This window comes from Nocardioides sp. QY071 (assembly GCF_029961765.1).
Classification (GTDB): domain Bacteria; phylum Actinomycetota; class Actinomycetes; order Propionibacteriales; family Nocardioidaceae; genus Nocardioides.
The window spans coordinates 3,819,076-3,838,628 of the sequence record NZ_CP124681.1; the positions used below are offsets into that span (position 1 = coordinate 3,819,076).

17 protein-coding genes are annotated in these 19,553 nt (G+C 73.8%); 6 read left to right on the plus strand and 11 right to left on the minus strand.

Annotation, left to right across the window (positions count from 1 at the left end):
- Nucleotides 1-30: 30 nt before the first annotated feature.
- Complete coding sequence (locus tag QI633_RS18410) at nucleotides 31-852, minus strand: enoyl-CoA hydratase/isomerase family protein (RefSeq protein ID WP_141798021.1); 822 nt, start codon at nucleotides 850-852, stop codon at nucleotides 31-33.
- A 139-nt stretch (nucleotides 853-991) separates the two neighbouring features.
- On the opposite strand from QI633_RS18410, the gene QI633_RS18415 reads away from it, so the two are divergent.
- Entirely contained in the window at nucleotides 992-1,150 is a 159-nt protein-coding gene (locus QI633_RS18415; protein WP_011754982.1) for a DUF5679 domain-containing protein, read from the plus strand.
- Between the two features lie 133 nt (nucleotides 1,151-1,283).
- Nucleotides 1,284-2,123 (plus strand): hypothetical protein, encoded by an 840-nt coding sequence (locus QI633_RS18420; protein WP_141798020.1) that lies wholly within the window; start codon nucleotides 1,284-1,286, stop codon nucleotides 2,121-2,123.
- A 15-nt stretch (nucleotides 2,124-2,138) separates the two neighbouring features.
- Here the strand turns inward: QI633_RS18420 and QI633_RS18425 are convergent, their stop codons facing one another.
- From QI633_RS18425 to QI633_RS18450, 6 genes are all read right to left on the minus strand, one after another.
- Nucleotides 2,139-2,303: a hypothetical protein gene (locus QI633_RS18425; RefSeq protein WP_282426669.1), complete on the minus strand. Its 165-nt coding sequence runs from the start codon at nucleotides 2,301-2,303 to the stop codon at nucleotides 2,139-2,141.
- A 135-nt stretch (nucleotides 2,304-2,438) separates the two neighbouring features.
- The gene (locus QI633_RS18430) at nucleotides 2,439-2,606 is read right to left on the minus strand and encodes a hypothetical protein (protein WP_174245198.1); all 168 of its coding nucleotides are present in this window, start codon (nucleotides 2,604-2,606) and stop codon (nucleotides 2,439-2,441) included.
- Nucleotides 2,607-2,654: 48 nt separating this feature from the next.
- On the minus strand, nucleotides 2,655-2,921 hold the full coding sequence (locus tag QI633_RS18435) for a WhiB family transcriptional regulator (protein WP_141003398.1): 267 nt from the start codon (nucleotides 2,919-2,921) through the stop codon (nucleotides 2,655-2,657).
- Between the two features lie 152 nt (nucleotides 2,922-3,073).
- Nucleotides 3,074-3,343, minus strand: coding sequence for a hypothetical protein (locus tag QI633_RS18440; RefSeq protein ID WP_282426670.1), 270 nt, complete (start codon nucleotides 3,341-3,343; stop codon nucleotides 3,074-3,076).
- A 158-nt stretch (nucleotides 3,344-3,501) separates the two neighbouring features.
- Entirely contained in the window at nucleotides 3,502-5,577 is a 2,076-nt protein-coding gene (locus QI633_RS18445; protein ID WP_282426671.1) for an ATP-dependent DNA helicase UvrD2, read from the minus strand.
- A gap of 126 nt (nucleotides 5,578-5,703) precedes the next feature.
- Entirely contained in the window at nucleotides 5,704-7,083 is a 1,380-nt protein-coding gene (locus QI633_RS18450; protein ID WP_282426672.1) for a hypothetical protein, read from the minus strand.
- Between the two features lie 165 nt (nucleotides 7,084-7,248).
- On the opposite strand from QI633_RS18450, the gene QI633_RS18455 reads away from it, so the two are divergent.
- Nucleotides 7,249-7,494 (plus strand): mycoredoxin, encoded by a 246-nt coding sequence (locus QI633_RS18455; RefSeq protein WP_141798016.1) that lies wholly within the window; start codon nucleotides 7,249-7,251, stop codon nucleotides 7,492-7,494.
- A 6-nt stretch (nucleotides 7,495-7,500) separates the two neighbouring features.
- Here the strand turns inward: QI633_RS18455 and nudC are convergent, their stop codons facing one another.
- Nucleotides 7,501-8,415, minus strand: coding sequence for an NAD(+) diphosphatase (gene nudC, locus QI633_RS18460; RefSeq protein ID WP_282426673.1), 915 nt, complete (start codon nucleotides 8,413-8,415; stop codon nucleotides 7,501-7,503).
- Nucleotides 8,416-8,457: 42 nt separating this feature from the next.
- On the opposite strand from nudC, the gene QI633_RS18465 reads away from it, so the two are divergent.
- Nucleotides 8,458-8,961, plus strand: a complete 504-nt coding sequence (locus QI633_RS18465; protein WP_141798014.1) for an OsmC family protein — start codon at nucleotides 8,458-8,460, stop codon at nucleotides 8,959-8,961.
- Between the two features lie 34 nt (nucleotides 8,962-8,995).
- On the opposite strand, the gene QI633_RS18470 is transcribed toward QI633_RS18465, so the two are convergent.
- A complete protein-coding gene (locus tag QI633_RS18470) occupies nucleotides 8,996-12,199 on the minus strand; it encodes an ATP-dependent DNA helicase (RefSeq protein ID WP_282426674.1) in 3,204 nt (1,067 codons plus the stop codon).
- Nucleotides 12,196-15,444: an ATP-dependent DNA helicase gene (locus tag QI633_RS18475; RefSeq protein WP_282426675.1), complete on the minus strand. Its 3,249-nt coding sequence runs from the start codon at nucleotides 15,442-15,444 to the stop codon at nucleotides 12,196-12,198. Before QI633_RS18475 ends, QI633_RS18470 begins: the two co-directional genes overlap by 4 nt.
- 536 nt (nucleotides 15,445-15,980) lie before the next feature.
- On the opposite strand from QI633_RS18475, the gene QI633_RS18480 reads away from it, so the two are divergent.
- On the plus strand, nucleotides 15,981-18,476 hold the full coding sequence (locus QI633_RS18480) for a hypothetical protein (RefSeq protein WP_282426676.1): 2,496 nt from the start codon (nucleotides 15,981-15,983) through the stop codon (nucleotides 18,474-18,476).
- Nucleotides 18,477-18,522: 46 nt separating this feature from the next.
- Nucleotides 18,523-19,014: a thiol peroxidase gene (tpx, locus tag QI633_RS18485; RefSeq protein ID WP_141798010.1), complete on the plus strand. Its 492-nt coding sequence runs from the start codon at nucleotides 18,523-18,525 to the stop codon at nucleotides 19,012-19,014.
- Nucleotides 19,015-19,030: 16 nt separating this feature from the next.
- Here tpx and QI633_RS18490 read toward each other — a convergent pair whose 3' ends face one another.
- Nucleotides 19,031-19,333 (minus strand): MGMT family protein, encoded by a 303-nt coding sequence (locus QI633_RS18490; RefSeq protein ID WP_260805879.1) that lies wholly within the window; start codon nucleotides 19,331-19,333, stop codon nucleotides 19,031-19,033.
- Nucleotides 19,334-19,553: the final 220 nt, after the last annotated feature.

Consider the following 19,553-nt stretch of genomic DNA (forward strand, 5'->3'; position numbering starts at 1 on the left):
GGGTCTCCTCACGTCGGCCCCCGTCCGGGCTCAGTGCCCGGTGAAGACCGGCGGCCGCTTCTCCTGGGCGGCCCGGATCCCCTCGAGCAGGTCCGCGGTGGCCAGCGTGACCGGCTGGGCCAGGCCCTCCCACTCCAGCGCGGTGTCGATGCTCGCGTGCCCGTGCTGCAGGGCCCGCTTGGTGAGCCGGGTGGCGATCGGTGCCGCTGCCGCGATGTCGGCCGCCGCCCCCAGCACGCCGTCGCGGAACTCCGCCGGCTCCCAGACCCGGGAGACCAGGCCGAGCCCGAGCGCCTCGTCGGCGTCCACGAGCCGACCCGTCAGGAACAGGTCGCGGGCGGCGGCGGAGCCGACCACGTCGGGCAGCAGGTAGGTCCCGGCCATCCCCGGGTGGATCCCCAGCTTCGTGAACGGCACACCCATCCGGGCCCCGCGGGCGGCGTACCGCAGGTCGCAGGCCAGCGCCAGGCAGAGCCCCGCACCGATCGCCGCGCCGTTGATCGCGGCGACCGTCGGCACCTCCAGGCGCCGGATCGAGAGCCAGGCGCGGTAGAACGGCAGCATCCGGGCACGCAGGTCGTCGACGGTCGCGTCCGGCTCGGACGCCAGCCACGACAGGTTGCCGCCGGAGCAGAACCCCTTGCCCTCGCCGGTCACCACGACCACTCGCACGGTGGGGTCGCCGGCCAGGTGGTCGACCGCCCGGACCCAGGACTCGGTCATCTCGTCGCTCATCGCGTTGCGCAGCTCGGGCTGGTCCAGGACCAGCAGTGCGACCCCCTCGGAGGGCCGTTCGAGGCGCAGATGCGTCAGGGACGGCGGCGTGGGCCGGTTCACAGCGGATTCAGACATGCGGGGCACGCTACTGCGACTCCGCGGCGGCGTGCCGTAGGGTCAGAGAGGTCCGGAGTGCTGCTCCGGACCCCGACGGGCTTCCCCCCATGTCCCCGTCGCGACGACCGAACGAGAAAAGATGAGCAAGGAGGCCGTCATGGCGGAGACCTGGAGCGGTGAGTTCTACTGCGTCAAGTGCAAGGAGAAGCGCGAGGCCGAGGGCGAGGTCAAGGTGAACGACAAGGGCACCCGGATGGCCAAGGCCGTCTGCCCCGTCTGCGGCACCAACCTCAACCGCATCCTCGGCAAGGCCTGATCCACAGGCACCCAGCCGACTTTCACGGGCGGCTCCACTGCGGTGGAGCCGCCCGTGGCGTGTTTTGCGGTCGCTCCCCGGCGCCCTGTGGAGGAGCGCCGCGCGGGTCGTTGGGGCGTGCCACGCTGCGGTCATGGCGTCCCGGACCCTCCTGCTGCGCCCCGGTACGCCGGTGCTGACCCGCTCCCCCGGCGTCCTACAGGTCGGCCTCGTGGAGCCCTCGATCCGGCTGCCCGACATCCCCGCCGTCCGAGACCTCCTCGAGGGCCTGGCCCGGCCGGCCGGTCACGCCCCGGCCGACGCCCTGCCGACGGAGGCTGCCACCGCCCTCGCCCGGCTGCTCGACGCCGGTCTCGCCGTACCCGCCGGTGACGTGCCGGCCCACCTGCTGGCCCAGGCCGGGTCCGACGCCGTACGGCGCCCGGCGGCTCGCGCGGCCTCCCCGGTCGCCCTCGACGCGCCGCCCGGCGCCCGCGCCGTCCTCGGCCCCCTGCTGGCCGCCGCCGGCCTCGTCGAGGCCGAGGCGCCGGAGGACGCCACCGTACGGCTCGTGATCGGCGACGGCCCGCTCGCCCGCGAGCGCCTGGACCCGCTGGTGCGCGCCTCGGTCCCCCACCTGCTGGTCGGCGGGGACGCGCGGGGCGTGCGGATCGGGCCGTTCGTCGTCCCCGGCCGCACCGCCTGCCTGCGCTGCGTCGACGCCCACGAGTCGCTCCACGACCAGCGGCTGCCGCTCCTCCTCGCCCAGGCGGCCAGGCACAGCACCCAGCGACCGCCGCCCCGTGATCCCGTCCTCGACCGGCTGGCGCTCGCCTGGGCGGTGCGCGACCTGACCGGCTTCGTGGACGGCGAGGAGCCCAGCACCTGGTCGACGACCGTCGACCTCGGACCGAGCGGCGCGCCGGTCCTCACCCGGTGGGGCCGGCACCCGTGGTGCGGCTGCGCGTGGGACGGCTTCCTCGACCTGCCCTGACGCTCGACGGTCGGTCTACCACCACTCGCTGTCGAGCTTGGCCTCCATCGAGCGCAGGTGGATGCGGGAGCACTCGTCGCAGTAGCGGCGTATCCGGCCGCGCTCGACCGAGGTGGTCCAGGTCAGCGGCGGCTCCTCGCCCTCGACCAGGCGGCCGCAGAAGTCGCAGGTGACGCTCACCCGCCCAGCCTACGCAGAAATGCCGGAAGGGCCGGCCCGACGATCAGTCGGTCCGGCCCTTCCTTCTCACCCGCGATCAGGTGCCCTTCGAGGAGGCCTCGAAGAATTCCGGTCTCGCTGGTCCGCGGTGCGGACTCAGAGTGCGCGAGCGAGGGCGAGACGAGCCTGCTGCGCTGCACGCTCGGCCTTGCGGCTCAAGCGGCGTGCGCGGGCCATCCTGCTGGCCGCGCGCAGCTGCTGCGCCTCTCCCAGGCGCATGGCCATGTGGGCCCGCGCCAGGTCTTCGTTCATGAACTGGGTCATCTCATGCTCCAAGGGTGTGGTGGTACGGAAGGGGATTGCGTGGGTGGACTACGCCGCGGCGTCCTTGCGCGGGCGGCCCCGGGGCCGCTTGCGCGGGATCACCACGCCGGCCAGGAACAGCTCGCCGCCCCAGACGCCCCACGGCTCGCGCCGCTCCAGGGCGCCGGACAGGCACATGCTCTGGACCGGGCAGTCCAGGCACAGCGCCTTCGCGGCCTCGACGTCCGACGGGGACTCTGCGAACCACAGCTCCGCGTCGTTCAGCCGGCACGGCAGCAGCTCGTCCAGCGTCGGCTCGAGAACACTGGTCGTCATCTGCTTTTCACCTCCTCAACTCATGACCTGATCGCGTTGTCATTTCGGGTGGGGATCCGGACTTCGCGTATCTCGGTCTGAGAACTACGAAGGCCGCGGATCCCGGTCTGATTCGGGTTCCGCGGCCTGGAGGCTGCCGAGCTGATTTCGTCTCAGCTCGGTGGGCTCCAGGCGAGGGGACCCGGGACGTAGGCGGCGTTGGCGCCACGGTGGTCCGTGCCGGCGATGCGCTCCCGCTTGACGGCATCGGTGGCCACGACCGCGAACGGCGCGACGGCAAAGAGAGCCGTGGCCGGACGCGCGGCGATGCCCTGGACCTCGAGGGTCGCGAGGGCAGAGGTGGCGCAGCCGAGGGTCGCGGACAGCGTGGGCTGCCAGGCGGACGTCATCACCGGGAAGACCGGGTTCGTCATGTTCTTCATCAGGGCCACCTCCTTCGGTGCGTGTGGGCGCCAGCCTTGTCAGGGCTGTGGTGCGCAGTGGAACTTGCCTGACGACCGTAATGGCCGGTCAACGGGCCGCGCAAATCATTTATCGATGTTTTTTCGAGGTTTTTTCAAACACTGCTCCCGAGGGGTGCTCAGCCCCCGTCGGCGACCAGCGCGAGCACCGCATCGCCGTAGCGCTCGATCTTGCTCGGGCCCACCCCGTTGACCTTCGCCAGCGCGGCCATCGAGGCCGGCTTGTGCTCGGCGATCAGCTCGAGGGTGGCGTCGGTGAACACGACGTACGCGGGCAGCGGCTTGCCGTCCTCGCCGGCCTCCCGCGCGGTCTCCAGGCGCCACGCCTTGAGCCTGTCGAACAGCGCCTCGTCGTAGCGGACCGGGTGGTGCGCGCAGCGCCCGCGCTTCTTCTCCGCCGCCGTGGTCAGCGGCTGGAGGCAGTCGCGGCAGCGGGCGACCTTGGTGCGGCCACGGGACTGCTGCGGCTGCTGGCTCGCCGGCAGCATCGGCACGATGAACCGCGACGGCTGGCGGCGCGGCGCCTGCCCCGGGTTGCGGGCGGCCGCCCACGACACCATCAGGTCGCGGCGGGCGCGGGTCACGCCGACGTAGAGCAGGCGCCGCTCCTCCTCGACCGCGTCGGGGCGCGCGCCGCCCTGCTCGGCGTACACGATCGGCACGGTGCCGTCCTGGACGCCACAGCAGAACACGGCATCCCACTCCAGGCCCTTGGCGGCGTGGAAGGTCGCCAGGGTCACGCCGTCGGCACTCGGCGCGTGCTGCTCGCTCGCGCGCCGGTCGAGCTCCTCGACGAAGGCGGCGATCGACGCCTCGATGCCACGCTCCGTGGCGAACTCCTCGGCCTGGTCGGCCAGCGCCTGGAAGGACTCCCAGCGGTCACGGACCTGGCCGCGCGAGGTCGGCGGCTCGGCCGTCCAGCCCATCGCACCCAGGACGTCCTTGACCACGTCGAGCCACGGGCTGTCGTCGCTCTCGCCCGAGCGAGCGGCTCCCCGCAGCCGGGTCACCGCCTCGAGCACCTCGCGCCGCTCGAAGAACCGCGCCGCGCCGCGCACGATGTAGGGGATCCCGCGGTCGGCCAGCGCGTCCTCGAAGGTCTCGGACTGGGCGTTGATGCGGAACAGGACCGCCATCTCGCCGTACGGCGTCCCGGCGCGCTGCAGCCGCAGGATCCGGTCGGCGACGCTGCGCGCCTCGGCCACCTCGTCGGGCTCCCCCTGGAAGCGCACCGCCGAGCCCGGCTTCTGCTGCGAGCGCAGGTCGACGCCGGCACTGGGCGTGCCCGCGAGCAGGGTGTTGGCGGTCTCGACCACCTGCGGCGTCGAGCGGTAGTTGCGCACCAGCTCGATCGAGGTGGTGCCCGGGTAGCGCTTCGGGAAGTCGCGCAGGTAGTCGGCGTCGGCCCCGGCGAAGCTGTAGATCGTCTGCGCCGGGTCGCCGACCACGCACAGCTCGTCGCGCCCGCCGAGCCACAGGTCGAGCAGCGCCGACTGGAGCGGCGAGACGTCCTGGAACTCGTCGACGACGAACCACTTGTACTGCCGCCGCACCTGCGCCGCGACCCGCTCGTCGGAGGCCAGCACGCCCGCGGTCAGCAGCAGCACGTCCTCCATGTCCATCCGCCCCTGGTCGCGCTTGACCAGCTCGTAGGCGTCGATCACGCGGCCGATCGCCTCGGGCGTCTGGTCGGAGACCGAGCGGCCCTTGGCCGGCGCGATCCGCGGGTAGTCGTCGGCCCCGACGTTGCTGACCTTGGCCCACTCGATCTCGGAGGCGAGGTCGCGCAGCAGGGCCTGCTCGGCCCGCATCCCGAGGTGGCGGCAGGCGGCGGCGAGCATCGGGATCTTCGACTCGGTCAGCGTCGGCAGCTCGGTGCCGTGGACGTGGGGCCAGAAGTAGCGCAGCTGGCGCAGCGCCGCGCTGTGGAAGGTCCGCGCCTGCACGCCCGGCGCCCCCAGCTGTCGCAGCCGCTGGCGCAGCTCACCGGCGGCGCGGGTGGTGAAGGTGACCGCCAGGACCTCCGTCGGCGCGTAGACCCTGGACATCACGCCGTGCGCGATGCGGTGGGTGATCGCCCTCGTCTTGCCCGTCCCGGCACCGGCCAGCACCCGCACCGGCCCCCGCAGCGTCTCCGCGACCTGCCGCTGCTCCGGGTCGAGCGCGGAGAGGAGCCGTTCGATGGACTCGGACATGGGCGGGAGTGCTCCTTCGGGGGCTGCGTCGGGTCGGTTCGTGATGGAGAAACCAACCTAGACGCAGCCCCCGACACGAGCTCACCGGCCGGGGTCGGCCCGGGACGTCCCCGGGTCGGCGCAGCGTCAGCGGCGGACCTTCACCACCCGCGAGGTGGCCGACCGGTCGGCGTACCCGCCCCTGTGGACGGTGACCCGGACCTGGATCCGCTTGCCGCGGTCGGCCTTGCCGAGCCTGTACGCCGCACCGGTGCGGCCCGCGACGACCTTGCCGTTGCGCAGCCAGGTGTAGGTGACCGAGGTGGGCGACGGCGACCAGGTGCCGGAGCTCACGTGCAGCTTCTTGCCCACCTTCGCCTTGCCGGAGACGATCGGCGCCTTGGCGAGGTCGAACGCGTGACCGCTCGTGCCGGCGCCGGTTCCGCCACCGCCGGGACCACCACCGCCGGGACCACCGGCCGGCGGCGCGGACAGCGGTGCGGGCGACCAGTCCGGCTCGGTGCCGCCGGTCGCGATCTTCGCGAGCGTCGTCTCCCCTGAGCATGCGGCGAGTCCCCGGATGACCCACAGGTCGCCGCCCTCGCTGTAGGCGGCGGAGTCGCTGTCGGGCCCGAGGCTCGGGTCCTTGGCAGCGGGCTGTCCGGGGTCCGAGGTGAGGTAGCACTCGGGGTTGGCGGTCGGCGGCGCCGGCGCACCGGTCCGCGGGTCGCCGACCGTCGTCTTCATCGCGAGGCCGCCGGCGCTCCCGAAGATCACCCGCTTGCCGTCACGCGAGACCTCGGCCTCCTGCAGCTCGATGAACTGCCCGAAGATGTCGTTGGAGTAGAACCACACCACCGACTCGTGACCGAGGTCGTCCAGGTGGATGTCGCCCGACCGGTTGAGGGTCAGCCGGCTGTTGGTCACCCACGACGGCTGGCTGCCCCGCACGATGCCGTACTTGTCGGGCCCCACCCACTGGGCGGCATCGGTGACGCCGACCAGGGCCTCGGTCTCGAGGTAGCCGCCGGTGCCGCCGTACCGCTCCAGACGGAGCTGGCTGTAGGTGATCTTCGTGCCGTCGGGCGAGATCTCCGGGTCGTGGATCGGGCTGATCACCACGGTGCCGTAGTCCGGCACGAACAGGTCCTCGGGGTTGATCCGGTTGTGGACCACGCCGTCCTGGCCCATCCGGACGATCTCGTCGCCCTTCATCACCGCGATGACGCCGGCGTCGGACATCGTCGGGTGCTCGTACGGCGAGGCCTCGGTCCCGTCGACGGTCACCGCCCGCTGGCCGGTGCCGTCGGGCCGGCTCAGCCAGACGTTGAAGCCGTGGATGTAGACGATCGAGCCGTCGGCAGCGGTGGCCGCCACCGGGGTGGCGGTCCTGGCCTCGCCGGTGGTGATGGTGGTGTCGGTCGGGCTCGCCGTGGTCGCCGCCAGCGCCGGGTCGGCGGCGGAGAGCAGCGAGGCCGTCGCCAGTGCGCTCACCGAGAGCAAGGCGACGGTACGGGTGCGGGACATCGGTCCTCCTGGAGGTGCGGGGGTCTGGTGTCGCCGACCTTCGCGGGCCGGGTGTCCCGGCAGGCAGAGACAGGAGTCCCGCCTCGGGTCCCGACACCCCGGAACAAGCCCGCCCCCGCCGTGGTTGGGTGGAGGCGAACCACGACCGGAGAGAGAGCGCCCCCGATGACCTTCACGATGTACACGACCCCCTGGTGCGGCTACTGCCACCGCCTCAAGAGCCAGCTGGACCGCGAGGGCATCTCCTACGAGATCGTCGACATCGAGCAGCAGCCGGAGGCCGCCGCGATCGTCGAGTCCGCCAACAACGGCAACCAGACGGTTCCCACGCTCGTCTACACCGACGGCTCCGCGCAGACCAACCCCAGCGTCGCGCAGGTCAAGGCCAAGCTCGAGGCGCTCAGCGCCTGACCGGCGTCACCAGCTGCCGGGCAGCGCCCCGCCGTACCAGTCCTCGACCAGCGAGCGGCTGATCGAGACGCCGCTGCCCGGCAGCACCAGGGTGCCCGCCTCGGTCTGCTGCAGCATCTCGGCGCGGGTGAACCAGCGCGCGTCCTCGACGTCGGCATCCTCGAGCCGGATCTGCTCCGACACGGCCCGGCCGTGGAAGCCCACCATCAGGCTCGACGGCAGCGGCCACGGCTGGTTGCCGAAGTAGCTGACCTCTCCCACCACGACGCCGGTCTCCTCGAGCACCTCGCGGCGTACCGCGTCCTCCAGCGACTCCCCCGGCTCGCAGAACCCGGCCAGGGTCGAGAAGCGTCCCGCGGGCCAGTTGTGGTTGCGCCCGAGCAGGGCGCGCTCGTCGGGCGAGCCCGGCTCGCCGGCCGAGATCAGCATGATCACCGCCGGGTCGGAGCGCGGGAACTGCGGCTTGCCGCAGTCGGCGCACACCAGCTCGTGCCCCGCGGCGCGCGGCAGCAGGCTCCCGCCGCAACGCGGGCAGAACCGGTGCGCCCAGTGCCACTCCGCCAGGCCGACGGCGTGGAACACCAGCGGCGCCTGGCGGACCCGGTCGCCGTCGAGGAACGGCAGCAGTCCGCGCAGCGGCAGCCAGCGCTCCGGCTCGGCCTTCGCCACCTCGCCCGGAACGATCGCCGCCCACCAGGTCACGCCGTCCCGCTCCCCGAGCAGCACACGTACCCCGTCCGGCGCGTCCGCCGTCGACACCCACTCCAGCCCCTCGCGCCCGGGCCTGACCCGGGTCCCGGCGATCACCAGCACCCGACCCGCCGGGTCGGACCAGCGCTCGTCGAGCCACGCGTCGTCCGTGCGGAGCAGGCCAAGTCGGTCGTGCGGATCGGCGGCCAGGGACTCGTGCGGGAACGTCACGGAACGAGCCTAGCCACGGCCCTCGGACCGCTAACCTGAGCCATGGACGCCAGCACCCTCCGAGCCGCGCAGGCACCGCTCAAGGACCGCTACCGCTCCGAGCCGGCCACGGCTCACACGGCCACCGCCGCGGCCGGCGACTACCGCGACCCGGACGTCACCGCCACCGTCGACGGCTTCGCCGGACCGGTCCGAGCCGGGCTGCACCCGGCCACCGGTGGCGACGGCAGCGACGCCTGCTCGGCCGACCTCCTGCTCCAGGCGGTGCTCGCGTGCGCAGGGGTCACCCTGCGCGCCGTCGCCACCGCCATGGACGTCGAGATCCGCTCCGCCCGGCTGCGCGCCGACGGTTGGTGGGACGCCCGCGGCACCCTCGGCATCGACCGCGAGGCACCCGTCGGGATCCAGGACGTCGTGCTCACCCTCGCCGTCGACACCGACGCGGACGACGCCACGCTGGGCCGCCTCGCGACCGCGACCGAGCGCTACTGCGTCGTGGGCCGCAGCCTCGCCCAGCCGCCCGAGATCCGGGTCGTGCGCGCCTGACCCGGTCCTCGCACTCGCTGTCGCCGCCGCGGCCTCATCGCAGGAGGGCCTCCACCTCCTCCCTGCCCGGCAGCTCGTCGTGCACCACGAGCTCACCGGTCCGCACGTAGAAGAAGCCGGCCCGCACCCGCTCCGGCGCGATCCCCTCGAGCTCGGCCCACGCCAGCCGGTAGAGCGCGAGCTGGAGCGGGTCGGCGTCCTGCCGGGTGCCGGTCTTCCAGTCGACCACGAGGAAGGTGCCGTCCGCCTCGGCGTAGACCGCGTCGATCCGTCCCCGTACGACCTGCCGCCTGCCCTCCCCCGCTCCTAAGACCAGCGCGAACGGAGCCTCCACCGCATGCGGCTCGCGGCTGCCGAACGGCCCTTCCTCGAACCGGCCGACGAGATCCTTGAGGTCCGCCTCGTCGTCGATCCCCGCGTCGGCCCGCCCGGCCAGCTCGTCGGGGTCGAACAGCCCCTGCTGCCCGAACCGGGCCTCGACCCACGCGTGGAAGCGGGTGCCGAACCGGGCCGCCGGCGCGGGCGGTCGCGGCATCGGCCGGGCCAGGTCACGGGCGAAGCTCTCCGGGTCGTCGCGCAGCCGGCCGAGCGCGGTGGCCGACAGCGACGAGGGGAGCTCGACGGTGATCCGCGACGACCGGTCGGCCCGGGCCTCCACCAGCAGCCGGTCGATCTCGGCGTCCCAGTCGGCCACCCGGGCCGCGTCGAGGAGGTCGAGGTCGAGGTCCTCGTCCAGCGCCGGGTCCGCGGCGGCGACCCGGGCCGCGGCATCCAGGCGGCGGGCGGTCTCGGCCCCCACACCCTCGACGGGCCAGGGGCGCGACGGGTCGACCGCGTCGAACGGGTTGCTCGCCCCCTTCTCCGGCTTGTCGCGCCACTCGACCGGCTCCCCCCAGCCGTCGCACAGGTCCCGGATCGTGGCCTGGAAGCTCGACGGCCCGTAGGGGTTCTTGCGCGTTCCCCACAGGAACGAGGTCACCCACAGCTGGTGCTCGGGCCGGGTGAAGGCGACGTACCCCAGACGCAGCTCCTCCTCCGCCTCGTGCTCACGGGTCGCGACGCGGTAGGCATCGAGAGCGGCCTTGTCGTGGCCGACGAGCTGCGGAAGGTCGGCGGCATCGCCCCGCAGTGGCGCGGGGAGCACGCTCGGCGACGAGGTCCACAGCGACCGGCCCTGGGTGCTCGGGAAGCGTCCCTCGCCCACGCCGACGCAGAAGACCGTGGCCCACTCGAGGCCCTTCGAGCGGTGCACTGTCAGCAGCTTGACCGAGTCGGCCTCGGACGGCGTGGCGACCTCGAGGCCGTTGCCGGCCTCGTCCTCGGCCGTGAGCCAGGCGATGAGGGCCGGCAGCGTGACGTCGCCGTCGACGGCCTGGAAGTCCGCGACCGCCTTCACGAAGAGATCGAGGTTCTCCCGGCGCGCCGCGGCCGCCCGGCTGACCGACGACGCCAGCTCGACGTCGACGCCGGTCACATCGACGATGCGGCGGACCAGGTCGAGCAACGGCTCGCCGATCGCCGCCCGCAGCTGGCGCAGCTCGTCTCGCACCAGGGCGAAGCGCTCGCGCGCCTCGGGCGAGTACGCCGCATCGCCGGGATCGGCCAGCGCGTCGTCCAGGCACGGGATCTCGGCCGGGTCGATGCCGTCGGCGATGGCGACGAGCTGTTCATGGATGGAGTCCGCCTCCTGCCGCCCACCGCGCCCGACCAGCTCCAGGGCCCGCTGCCCGAGCAGGCGCAGGTCACGCGGGCCGATGGCCCAGCGTGGGCCGGCCAGCAGGCTCAGCAGCGACGCATTGTCGGTGACGTCCTGGACCAGCTTGAGCGTCGCCACCACCGTCGCGATCTCCGGCAGCCGCACCAGGCCGGCGAGTCCGACGATCTCGACCGGTACGTCGGCGCCGGTCAGGGCGTCGAAGACCGCCTCGCCGTGCTGGTTGTCCCGGCTGAGGACCGCGATCCGGCCCCACGGGGTGCCCGCGTCGTGGGTGGCGCGCACCTCCTCCACCAACCAGGCGAGCTCGTCGAGATGGGTCTCGAAGACCCTGACCCGCACCGACCCCGGGGCCGTGGAGCCGTGCTCGAGGGTGGCGACCTTGTCGCCGTACTTGGCCATCAACGGCGCCGCCAGCGTGTTGGCGACGTCGAGGATCCGGGTGTCGGAGCGGCGGTTGACGGTCAGCGGCAGCACCGGGACGGGCCGACCGTCAGCGGAGGGGAAGACCTCGGGGAAGTTCACGATGTTGGACACCGAGGCACCGCGCCAGCCGTAGATGGCCTGGTTGGGGTCGCCGACCGCCATCACGGGGTGGCCCCCGCCGAAGAGGCGGGCGAGCAGGGTCGCCTGCGCGACCGAGGTGTCCTGGTACTCGTCGAGCAGCACCACCTTGAACCGCTGTCGCTCGATCTGCCCGACCTCGGGCTGGTCCTGCGCCAGGACCGCGGCCAGCGCGATCTGGTCGCTGAAGTCCATCAGCCCCAGGTCGGCCTTGAGTCGACGGTACGACGCCACCAGGCCCATCAGCTCGGCCCGCCGGTCGATGACGTCGATCGCCTTCTGCATCTCGCCCAGGTAGGTCTTGCGCCCCTTCCCGTCGCGCTCGGCGACGAGCTCGCGTTCGAAGGAGGCCCGCTCGCCCGCGTCGAAGTCGAGGACGTCCTGCGGTCCGACGAGGTGCTCGCTCATCGCGCCGTCGAGCGCGAGCAGGTTCTGGATCACCGTCGGCGGATGGTCGGAGAGCTTGGCGACGGCGCCGTCGTGGCGGTCCACGGCACGCGCCCCGAGTTGGTAGCGCGCGGCGTCGGTGATGACCCGGGTGTCGGGCTCGTGCCCGATCCGCAGTCCGTGGTCGGTCAGCAGCGCCGCGGCATAGGCGTTGTAGGTCGCGACCGTCGGCTCGAGCACCTCGGCGTCCTCGTCGCCCCCCTCGCGCGAGCGCTGCAGGTCGAGCACCCCGGCCGCGAGGAGCGCGGACCGCACCCGCTGGCGCAGCTCGGCCGCCGCCTTGGTCGTGAAGGTCAGGCCGAGGATCTCCTCGGGCCGGACCTGGCCGGTCACCACCAGGTAGACGACCCGGGCCGCCATCAGGGTGGTCTTGCCGGAGCCGGCGCCGGCGATCACCACGACCGGCGAGAGCGGGGCGGTGATCGCGCGCCACTGCTCGGCGCTGGGCGGGAAGTCCGCCTTCATCACGCGCTGGAGGTCCTCCGGAGTGCGGATCTGCGTGCGCTCGGTCATCGCTCCACCACCGATCCGGGGCTCTTGACGGGGCACAGGGGCAAGAAGCCGCAGTCGCGGCAGTGGTCGCCGGGCACCGCCGGGAAGGTCTCGGTGCGCAGCAGCTGGGCGACGTTCGCGATCCGGGTGCGGAGCGCCTCGCGTTCGGGGCCGTCAGGCGCATGGGCGTCCTGGGCCTGGCGGGTCACCTCGGTCGAGCCGTCCTCGAGGCCGAGCTGGATGAGCTCTGCTCCCCCGCTGGTCAGTCCGGTCAGCTCGTCGTCGGGACGGTCCAGGGCCCCGGCGTCGACGGCGTACTGGTAGAGGGCGAGCTGGACGTGGTCGCGCACCGCCGGCCCGGTGGGCTTGCCACGCCCGGTCTTCAGGTCGACCACGATCACGGCACCGGTGCCGTCGATCTCCACCCGGTCTGCGTAGCCGTGGATGCGAACCGGAGTCCCGTCATCCATGGTCACCACCGTCGCGAAGCGCGCCTCGGTCGCGAGCACGCGGCGGGGGTTCTGCTCGTGCCAGACCAGGAAGCGGGCCAGCGCGTTGCGCACCCGCTTGTGCTCGCGCTCCTTGGACCACGGGGTGCGGAAGTCGAGGCGGTCCCACACCTTGTCGACCTCCGCCATCAGCACGTCGAGGTCACCGGCGATGGTGCCGTCGGCGACCCGTTCGGCAAGGGCGTGGACGAGCTGGCCGAGATTGGCGGACTGGTGGGACCGGGCGACCCCGCCGGCCTCGTTCTCCAGGAACCACCGGGTCGGGCAGGCCGCGATCGACTCCAGGACGCTCGCTGAGATCGGCACGGGCTGGTCGGTGGCCCGGATCGGCTCGGCCGACCGAGAAGCCGCGCGGGTGCCCCACCAGTTGGCCGGATCGGCGGAGGGGACCAGCGCCCGGCGCCCGGACGACTCGCCGGCCAGCCGCGCCAGCCGGCGGGCGGCCGCGGCACGCAGGGGCTCGGGCGCCTCGGGATCGGCCAGGGTGCGACGCAGCTCCGCGACGAGCCCCGGCAGGGACAGTGGCCGGGGCGGCCGACCACTGACGGCCACGATGTGGTCGCGGTCGGGGACCACCTCCTCGAGGAAGCGGGAGGGCTGCTCGCCGTCGTCGTCCGGAGAGGCGACCGCGGTGACGACCAGGCGTTCCCGGGCTCGGGTGCAGGCGACGTAGAACAGCCGGCGCTCCTCGGCCAGCAGCGCGCGTGCCGTCACCTCGGGCAGCAGGACGCCCGGCCCGATCCGGTCGGCGCGCAGGAGGCTGGTGCGCTGCCTCAGGTCCGGCCAGCCGCCGTCCTGGACGTGCGCGACGACGACCAGCCGCCACTCGAGTCCCTTGCTGCGGTGGGCGGTGAGGAGTCGTACGGCGGCGCCCCGGGCCCCCCGGTCGGCGAGGGTGTCGGCGGGGATCTCCTGCTGGACCAGGCCGGCGAGGAAGGAGGCCGCCGCGAGGTGCTCGCGGCGCTCCTCCATCCGGGCGGCGAGGTCGAAGAGCGCGCACACCGAGTCGAGGTCGCGGTGGGCACGCCGCGCGGCGCCGCCACCCGCCTCGACCGCGCGGCGCAGCCGCTGGGGCCAACCGGTGCCGGTCCACAGCGTCCACAGCAGCTCCTCGGCACTCGCGCCGGCAGCAGCCGCCGCCCGTGCGCGCAGGAGGAGCTGGGTGACGACTCGGGCACGCTCGGCCTCGGGCCCCTCGAGCCCGTCGAGCATCGTCGGGTCGACGACAGCGAGTCGCACCAGCTCACGCGAGCTGCGCGGTGTCCCCCCGTCCTCCTGGCACGCGGCCTTCTCGCGGACCCGGAGCTGCCGCGCGAGCCGACGGACGTCGCCGGCGTCGAGCCCGCCGAGCGGGCCGGTGAGCAACGCCTCGGCCCTCCCGGCGTCGACGTAGCCGACGTCGTCGGGATCGTCGTTGTCGAGGTTCACCACCGCGCGCAGGGCGTCGAGCAGGGGCAGTACGGCGGGGTCGCGGGCGAGCGGGATCTCGTCGCTGGCCACCTCGACCGGCACGCCCGCGGCGCCGAGCGCGCGGCGGAGGGGCGCGATGCTGGCGCGGCCGGACCGGACGAGCACCGCCATCTCGTCCCAGCCGACACCGTCCTCGAGATGGGCCCGGCGGAGCAGGTCAGCGAGCCGGTCGGCCTCCGCACGCTCGGTGTCGAAGGTGAACACCTCGACCCGGCCCTCGCCATGGGGACCTGGAACGCACTCGGGTGAGAGGAACGCCGCCCGGGCCGCGTCGGGGATGGCGCCCGGGAGCCCGATCCGGCCGGCGACCCGCTGCGCGGCCAGCTGGATCCGGGGCCCGAACCGACGCGTCGCCCGGAGCGCGACCACGTCGGCCGGGCTGCCGTCGGCCTTCGGGAACTCGGCCGGGAAGTCGAGGATGCCGCGCACCTCGGCGCCGCGGAACGCGTAGATCGACTGGTGCGGATCCCCGACGACCACGAGGTCGCGGCCGTCACCGGCGATCGCGCGCAGGAGCGCGACCTGCCCGGGGTCGGTGTCCTGGTACTCGTCGACGAAGACGTGCCGGAACTGGTCGCGCAGCTCGGTCCGGTTGGCCTCCGCCTCGATGCGCGCGCGCCGGATCAGGTCGGCGTAGTCGGTCGCACCCAACGAGTCGAGGGACGTCAGGTACTGCTCGAGGAACAGGCCTGCCGCCACGAACTCGTCGATCCCCTCCTCCTGGCCGAGGCGGAGCAGGTCGTTGCCGTCGAGGCCCTTCTCGCGGGCCCGGCCGAGCACAGCGTGCACCTCCCGCGCGAAGCCGCGGGTCGCCATCGCCTGCCGGAACCGGTCGGGCCAGCGCACCGACTCGGGGTGGTCGGCAAGGAGCTCGCGCAGGACGACGTCCTGCTCGGGCGCGGAGAGCAGCCGCAACGGCGCCTCGTAGAGGCCGGCGGGCGCGTAGCGCCGGACCAGGGCGTAGGCGAAGGAGTGGAACGTCGAGCTGAGCTGGGTGCCGGTCGTGCGCCCCAGGCGGGCGGTCACGCGGTCGCGCAGCTGGTCGGCCGCCTTGCGGGAGAAGGTCAGCGCGAGGACCTGGTCGGGCCGCGCGCCGCGCCGCTCGATCCGGTCGACGATCGCCTCGACGAGGGTGGTCGTCTTGCCCGTGCCCGGCCCGGCGAGGACGAGCAACGGGCCGCCCGGGTGGTCGACGACCCGCCGCTGGTGCTCGTCGAGCTGCGGCGCCGCCGCGACCGGTGGGGCCGGGGCGAAGCGGTAGCTGGTCGGAGCGGTCGAGGATTCCACGTGCGCCACTCAACCACCCCCGCCCGACACAAAGGCGCCGGGACCGCCGCACCGGGAAAAAGGTGAAGGGCCCTCGTGAGTATGAGTCACAAGGGCCCTTCGGGTGACCGGTACTGGTGACGCTCCCGGTCGACCACCCGGCTGCTGCGATCCCACGAACCTCGTCACCCGGTTCGCGCGGCCGGCGTCCCCGTGAGGGGCCGCCTCGCTCCGACCCGAAGGTCTCGGCCTGGCCGGCTGGATCGTCGCCTTCCGGCTGATCCCGCTCTCCCGGAGGAGTGCGTGGGAGAAGTTCTACGCCCGTCCATCGACGAGCCGCAAGGGGTTTCCGCCAAGTTTTTCGAGGGTTTCTCGTCATCCACCGACGTACGGCGTGTCGTCCACAAGTCGACCCGATCTTGTCCACAGCGCAGCGGCCCGTCGTCCCCAGGTGGCGGGACGTCCTGTGGAGAGCGGAGCGACTGAGTACCCACACTCAGCGCGGATTGAGTGGCTGCCTGCTGCCGAACGAGTACGCGAGATGGCGCAATGGACCCATGCGCTACGCCGATCCGCTCCTGTGCCCCGACTGCCGCACCGCCCTGCCGACCGGGGCTCCCGTGTGCCCGACCTGCTCCCTGCTGGTGCGCCACCCACTGGCCGTCGACCTGTTCGGCACCCTCCAGCGGGCCGACGGGATCCTCGCTCGGCTCCGCACCGCGAGCGACGCCGCGGCACCTGCCGCCCCCGCGCTCACAGCACCGATGCCGGCCGGGCGGGCTCCGTCCACCGGGCTGCCGTCGTACCCGCCGCCGCCGCCGACGACACCGACGACCTCGCCGACCTCGCCGACCTCGCCAGGTCCCGGCGGCGTCTCGTTCGCCTCGGTCCCGAAGATCCTCCTCGGGCTCGGGGCGTTCTGCCTGCTCGTGGCCGCCGTGATCTTCCTGGCGGTGTCCTGGTCGTCGCTCGGTGTCGGCGGCCGCACCGCGGTGCTCGCCGGCCTGACGCTGACGGCCGGCGTCGCCGCCCTGCTGCTGCACCGGATCGGGCTGCGGATCGCCGGGGAGTCGCTGGTCGTGGTGGCCCTCGGGATGCTCGCGCTCGACGTCGTCGGCGCGGGCGCGGCCGACTGGTTCGGCGACCTGGGAGCCGCGACGATCGCGTGCGCCGCGGGGGGCGTGGTCGCACTGGCCGCCGTCCCCCTGGGCCTGGTCCGGGTCGCCGCACAGCCGCGGCTCGTCGCTCCCCAGGTGGTCGCCGGCATCGCCCTCCTCGTCGGGTACGTCGGCGCGGTCGGCGCGACCGACCACTGGCTTCTCGCCGGTCACCTCGTCGTCGCGGTGGGCATCGCCGTGGTCCTGCTGGCCCGCCGGGCCGACGCTCCGGTCCTGCTCTGGAGTGCCGCCGCGGCGACCGGTCTGGGCTGGCTCGGCACGGCCGGGGCCGGGTTCGTCGAGTCGGTGCTCACCCCGGACCTCCACGAGCTGTGGGTCGAGGGCTCCGGCTGGTCGCTGCTGGTCAGCGCCGCCGCCCTGCTCGTCCCGGGCGCCGTCGCCCGCCACCGTGACCTCCTGCTCGCCGGGGCGAGCGGCGCCGCGATGCTCGTCACCGTCGTGCTCACCCTCCCCTGTGTCGACACCGACGCGCGCACGGTCGGCCTCGTCGCCCTCGGTACGACGGCCGCCTGGGTCCTGGCGCTCGGCGTGCTCCCCCGCCCCGCCCGTGTCATCGCCTTCGCGCCGGCGGGGGCCGGGAGCCTGGTGCTCCTCTCGCTGGCGCTCGAGACCACGGGCACCGCACTGGACCGCTGGAGCAACGTCAGCGAGGTGTTCGACCGTCCGTTCGGCGTCCGGCTGACCTCGCCCGAGGCGGCCACCGAGCCGCTGCTGCTGGTGCCCTCGCTGCTCACCGTGCTCGGCTGCGTCGCCCTGGTCGACCGCGGCCGGGCCCGGCGGGCGCTTCCGGCCTGGGGCCGGGTGGCCGGCCTGGTGACCGGCGTCGGCGTCGCCACCACCGTGGCGACATACGACGTCCCGCTGGCCGCCCCGCTCGCGGTCCTGACGATCGTCGCGCTCGGCGCGCTCGGCCTCGCCCTCCTCACGACCGGCGTCGAGGCGACGACGTGGGCGGTGGTCGGCGCGGTCACGGCGGCCGGTGTCGGGATGGGCGCGATGCCGAGCGAGGCGCTGGTCCTCGCGAACCTCGCGCCCCTCGCCGCCGCGCTCGTCGTGCTGGCGGTCCTCGGGCGGCAGCCGGCCACCCGGGTCGTGGCCGGGATCGGTGCCCCGGCGGCGCTGGGCCTGGCGGCGGCCGCCGCGGCGATGGTGGTCGCCGACGACGCCGCGTGGGTGTCGGTGCCCGTGCTCCTCGCGGTCGGCGTGCTCGCGCTGGCTCTGCCGCGCCTCGAGGTCGAGGTCCCCGCGGTCGTGGTGGCGGGCCTCGCGTTCCCGGTGTCGCTCGCGACCGCCGCCGACCCCGGCGGCTACGCGGCTCTGTGGCTGACCGTGGCCGGCTGCCTGTTCGGCGCGACCGCACTGCTGCACGAGACCCGTCGCGCGTGTGCGATCGCCGGCACCGCGCTGCTCCTGCTGGCGAGCTGGGTCCGGCTGGCCGACCTCGACGTGACGGCCCCGGAGCCCTACACCCTGCCGCTCGCCGTCGGCCTGGCCGGCCTGGGCCTGTGGCGGCTGCAGCGCTCGGCCGCGGTCGGCACCCTCGAGGCGCTGCTGCCCGGGTTGCTGCTGGCGACGGTCCCGTCCCTGCTGTGGGTGTTCGGCGACCCGGTGTCGCTGCGGGCGCTGGCGCTCGGTGCCGGCTGCCTGGCGCTGACCATCGCTGGTGCGGCGCTGCGCTGGAGCGCGCCGCTGGTGGTCGGCGCGAGCATCGGTGCCGCGGTGGTGCTGCGCGAGCTGGGGCCCTATGCCGGGGAGTTCCCGAAGTGGGTGTGGATCGGCCTCGCGGGCGCGCTGCTGACGGTCGTCGGCATCACCTGGGAGCGCCGCCTGCTCGACGTACGCCAGGCGGTCGGCCTCCTCGGCCGGCTCCGGTGATGGACGGGGTGGCGGAGCGCTCGTGGCGACCTGCTAGACAAGACGCATGGCTACCACTGCACTCGGGGGAAACCCCGTCAACACCGTCGGCGAGCTGCCCGCCGTCGGCTCCGCCGCCCCGTCGGTCTCCCTGGTCGGCGCGGACTTCGGCTCCGTGACCCTCCCGGAGGGCCAGCGCACGGTCCTCAACATCTTCCCGAGCATCGACACCGGCGTGTGCGCCGCGAGTGTGCGGAAGTTCAACGAGCTCGCTGCGGGCCTCGACAACACCGCCGTCATCAACGTGTCCCAGGACCTGCCGCCCGCGCTCAACCGCTTCTGCGGCGCCGAGGGCATCGAGAACGTCCAGGTCGGCTCCGCCTTCCGGTCCTCCTTCGGCGAGGACTACGGCGTGAAGATGACCGACGGCAAGCTCGAGGGCCTCTTCGCCCGCTCGATCGTCGTCCTCGACGCCGACGGCACCGTGCTCCACTCGCAGCTCGTCCCCGAGATCGCGACCGAGCCCGACTACGACGCCGCCGTCGCGGCGCTCGGCTGATCCACCCCGGCCGGGACTAGTCCCCGGTCGCCGGGTCCCAGAATGCCCGGCGCATGTCGAGGGCGCCGCTGCTGCTGCGCAGCGGCGTTCCCTCGGCGAGGTACAGCTCGCGGGCCCGGTCGTCGTGGCTCGGTGGGAGCGTGCCGTCGGCACGCACGACCCGCCACCACGGCACCGGGCCGCCGTACCTCGCCATGACCGAGCCCACCTGACGCGGGCCTCCTCCGGCGACGGCCGCCACGGCGCCGTACGTCGTCACCCGTCCCGGCGGGACCTGCTCGACCAGGTCGAGCACCCGCTCGACGTACCCCTCGTCCACGGCCCCGATCATGCCCTGCCGCGCGGACGGCCCCCGACGGGCAGAGAGCCCCGTCCGGCCGAACGGGGCTCCCGGTGCTCCCTCGGTGCAGCCCGGGTCGTGGTGCCCGGACGCCCTCCGATTGGTGCGACGCGACTGCGAGGCCGCGTGCCCTGAACAACGACGACACGGCGTCGCGGTCACGCCGACGGCAAACTTTCGCCCTACCCCTTGCGCGCCA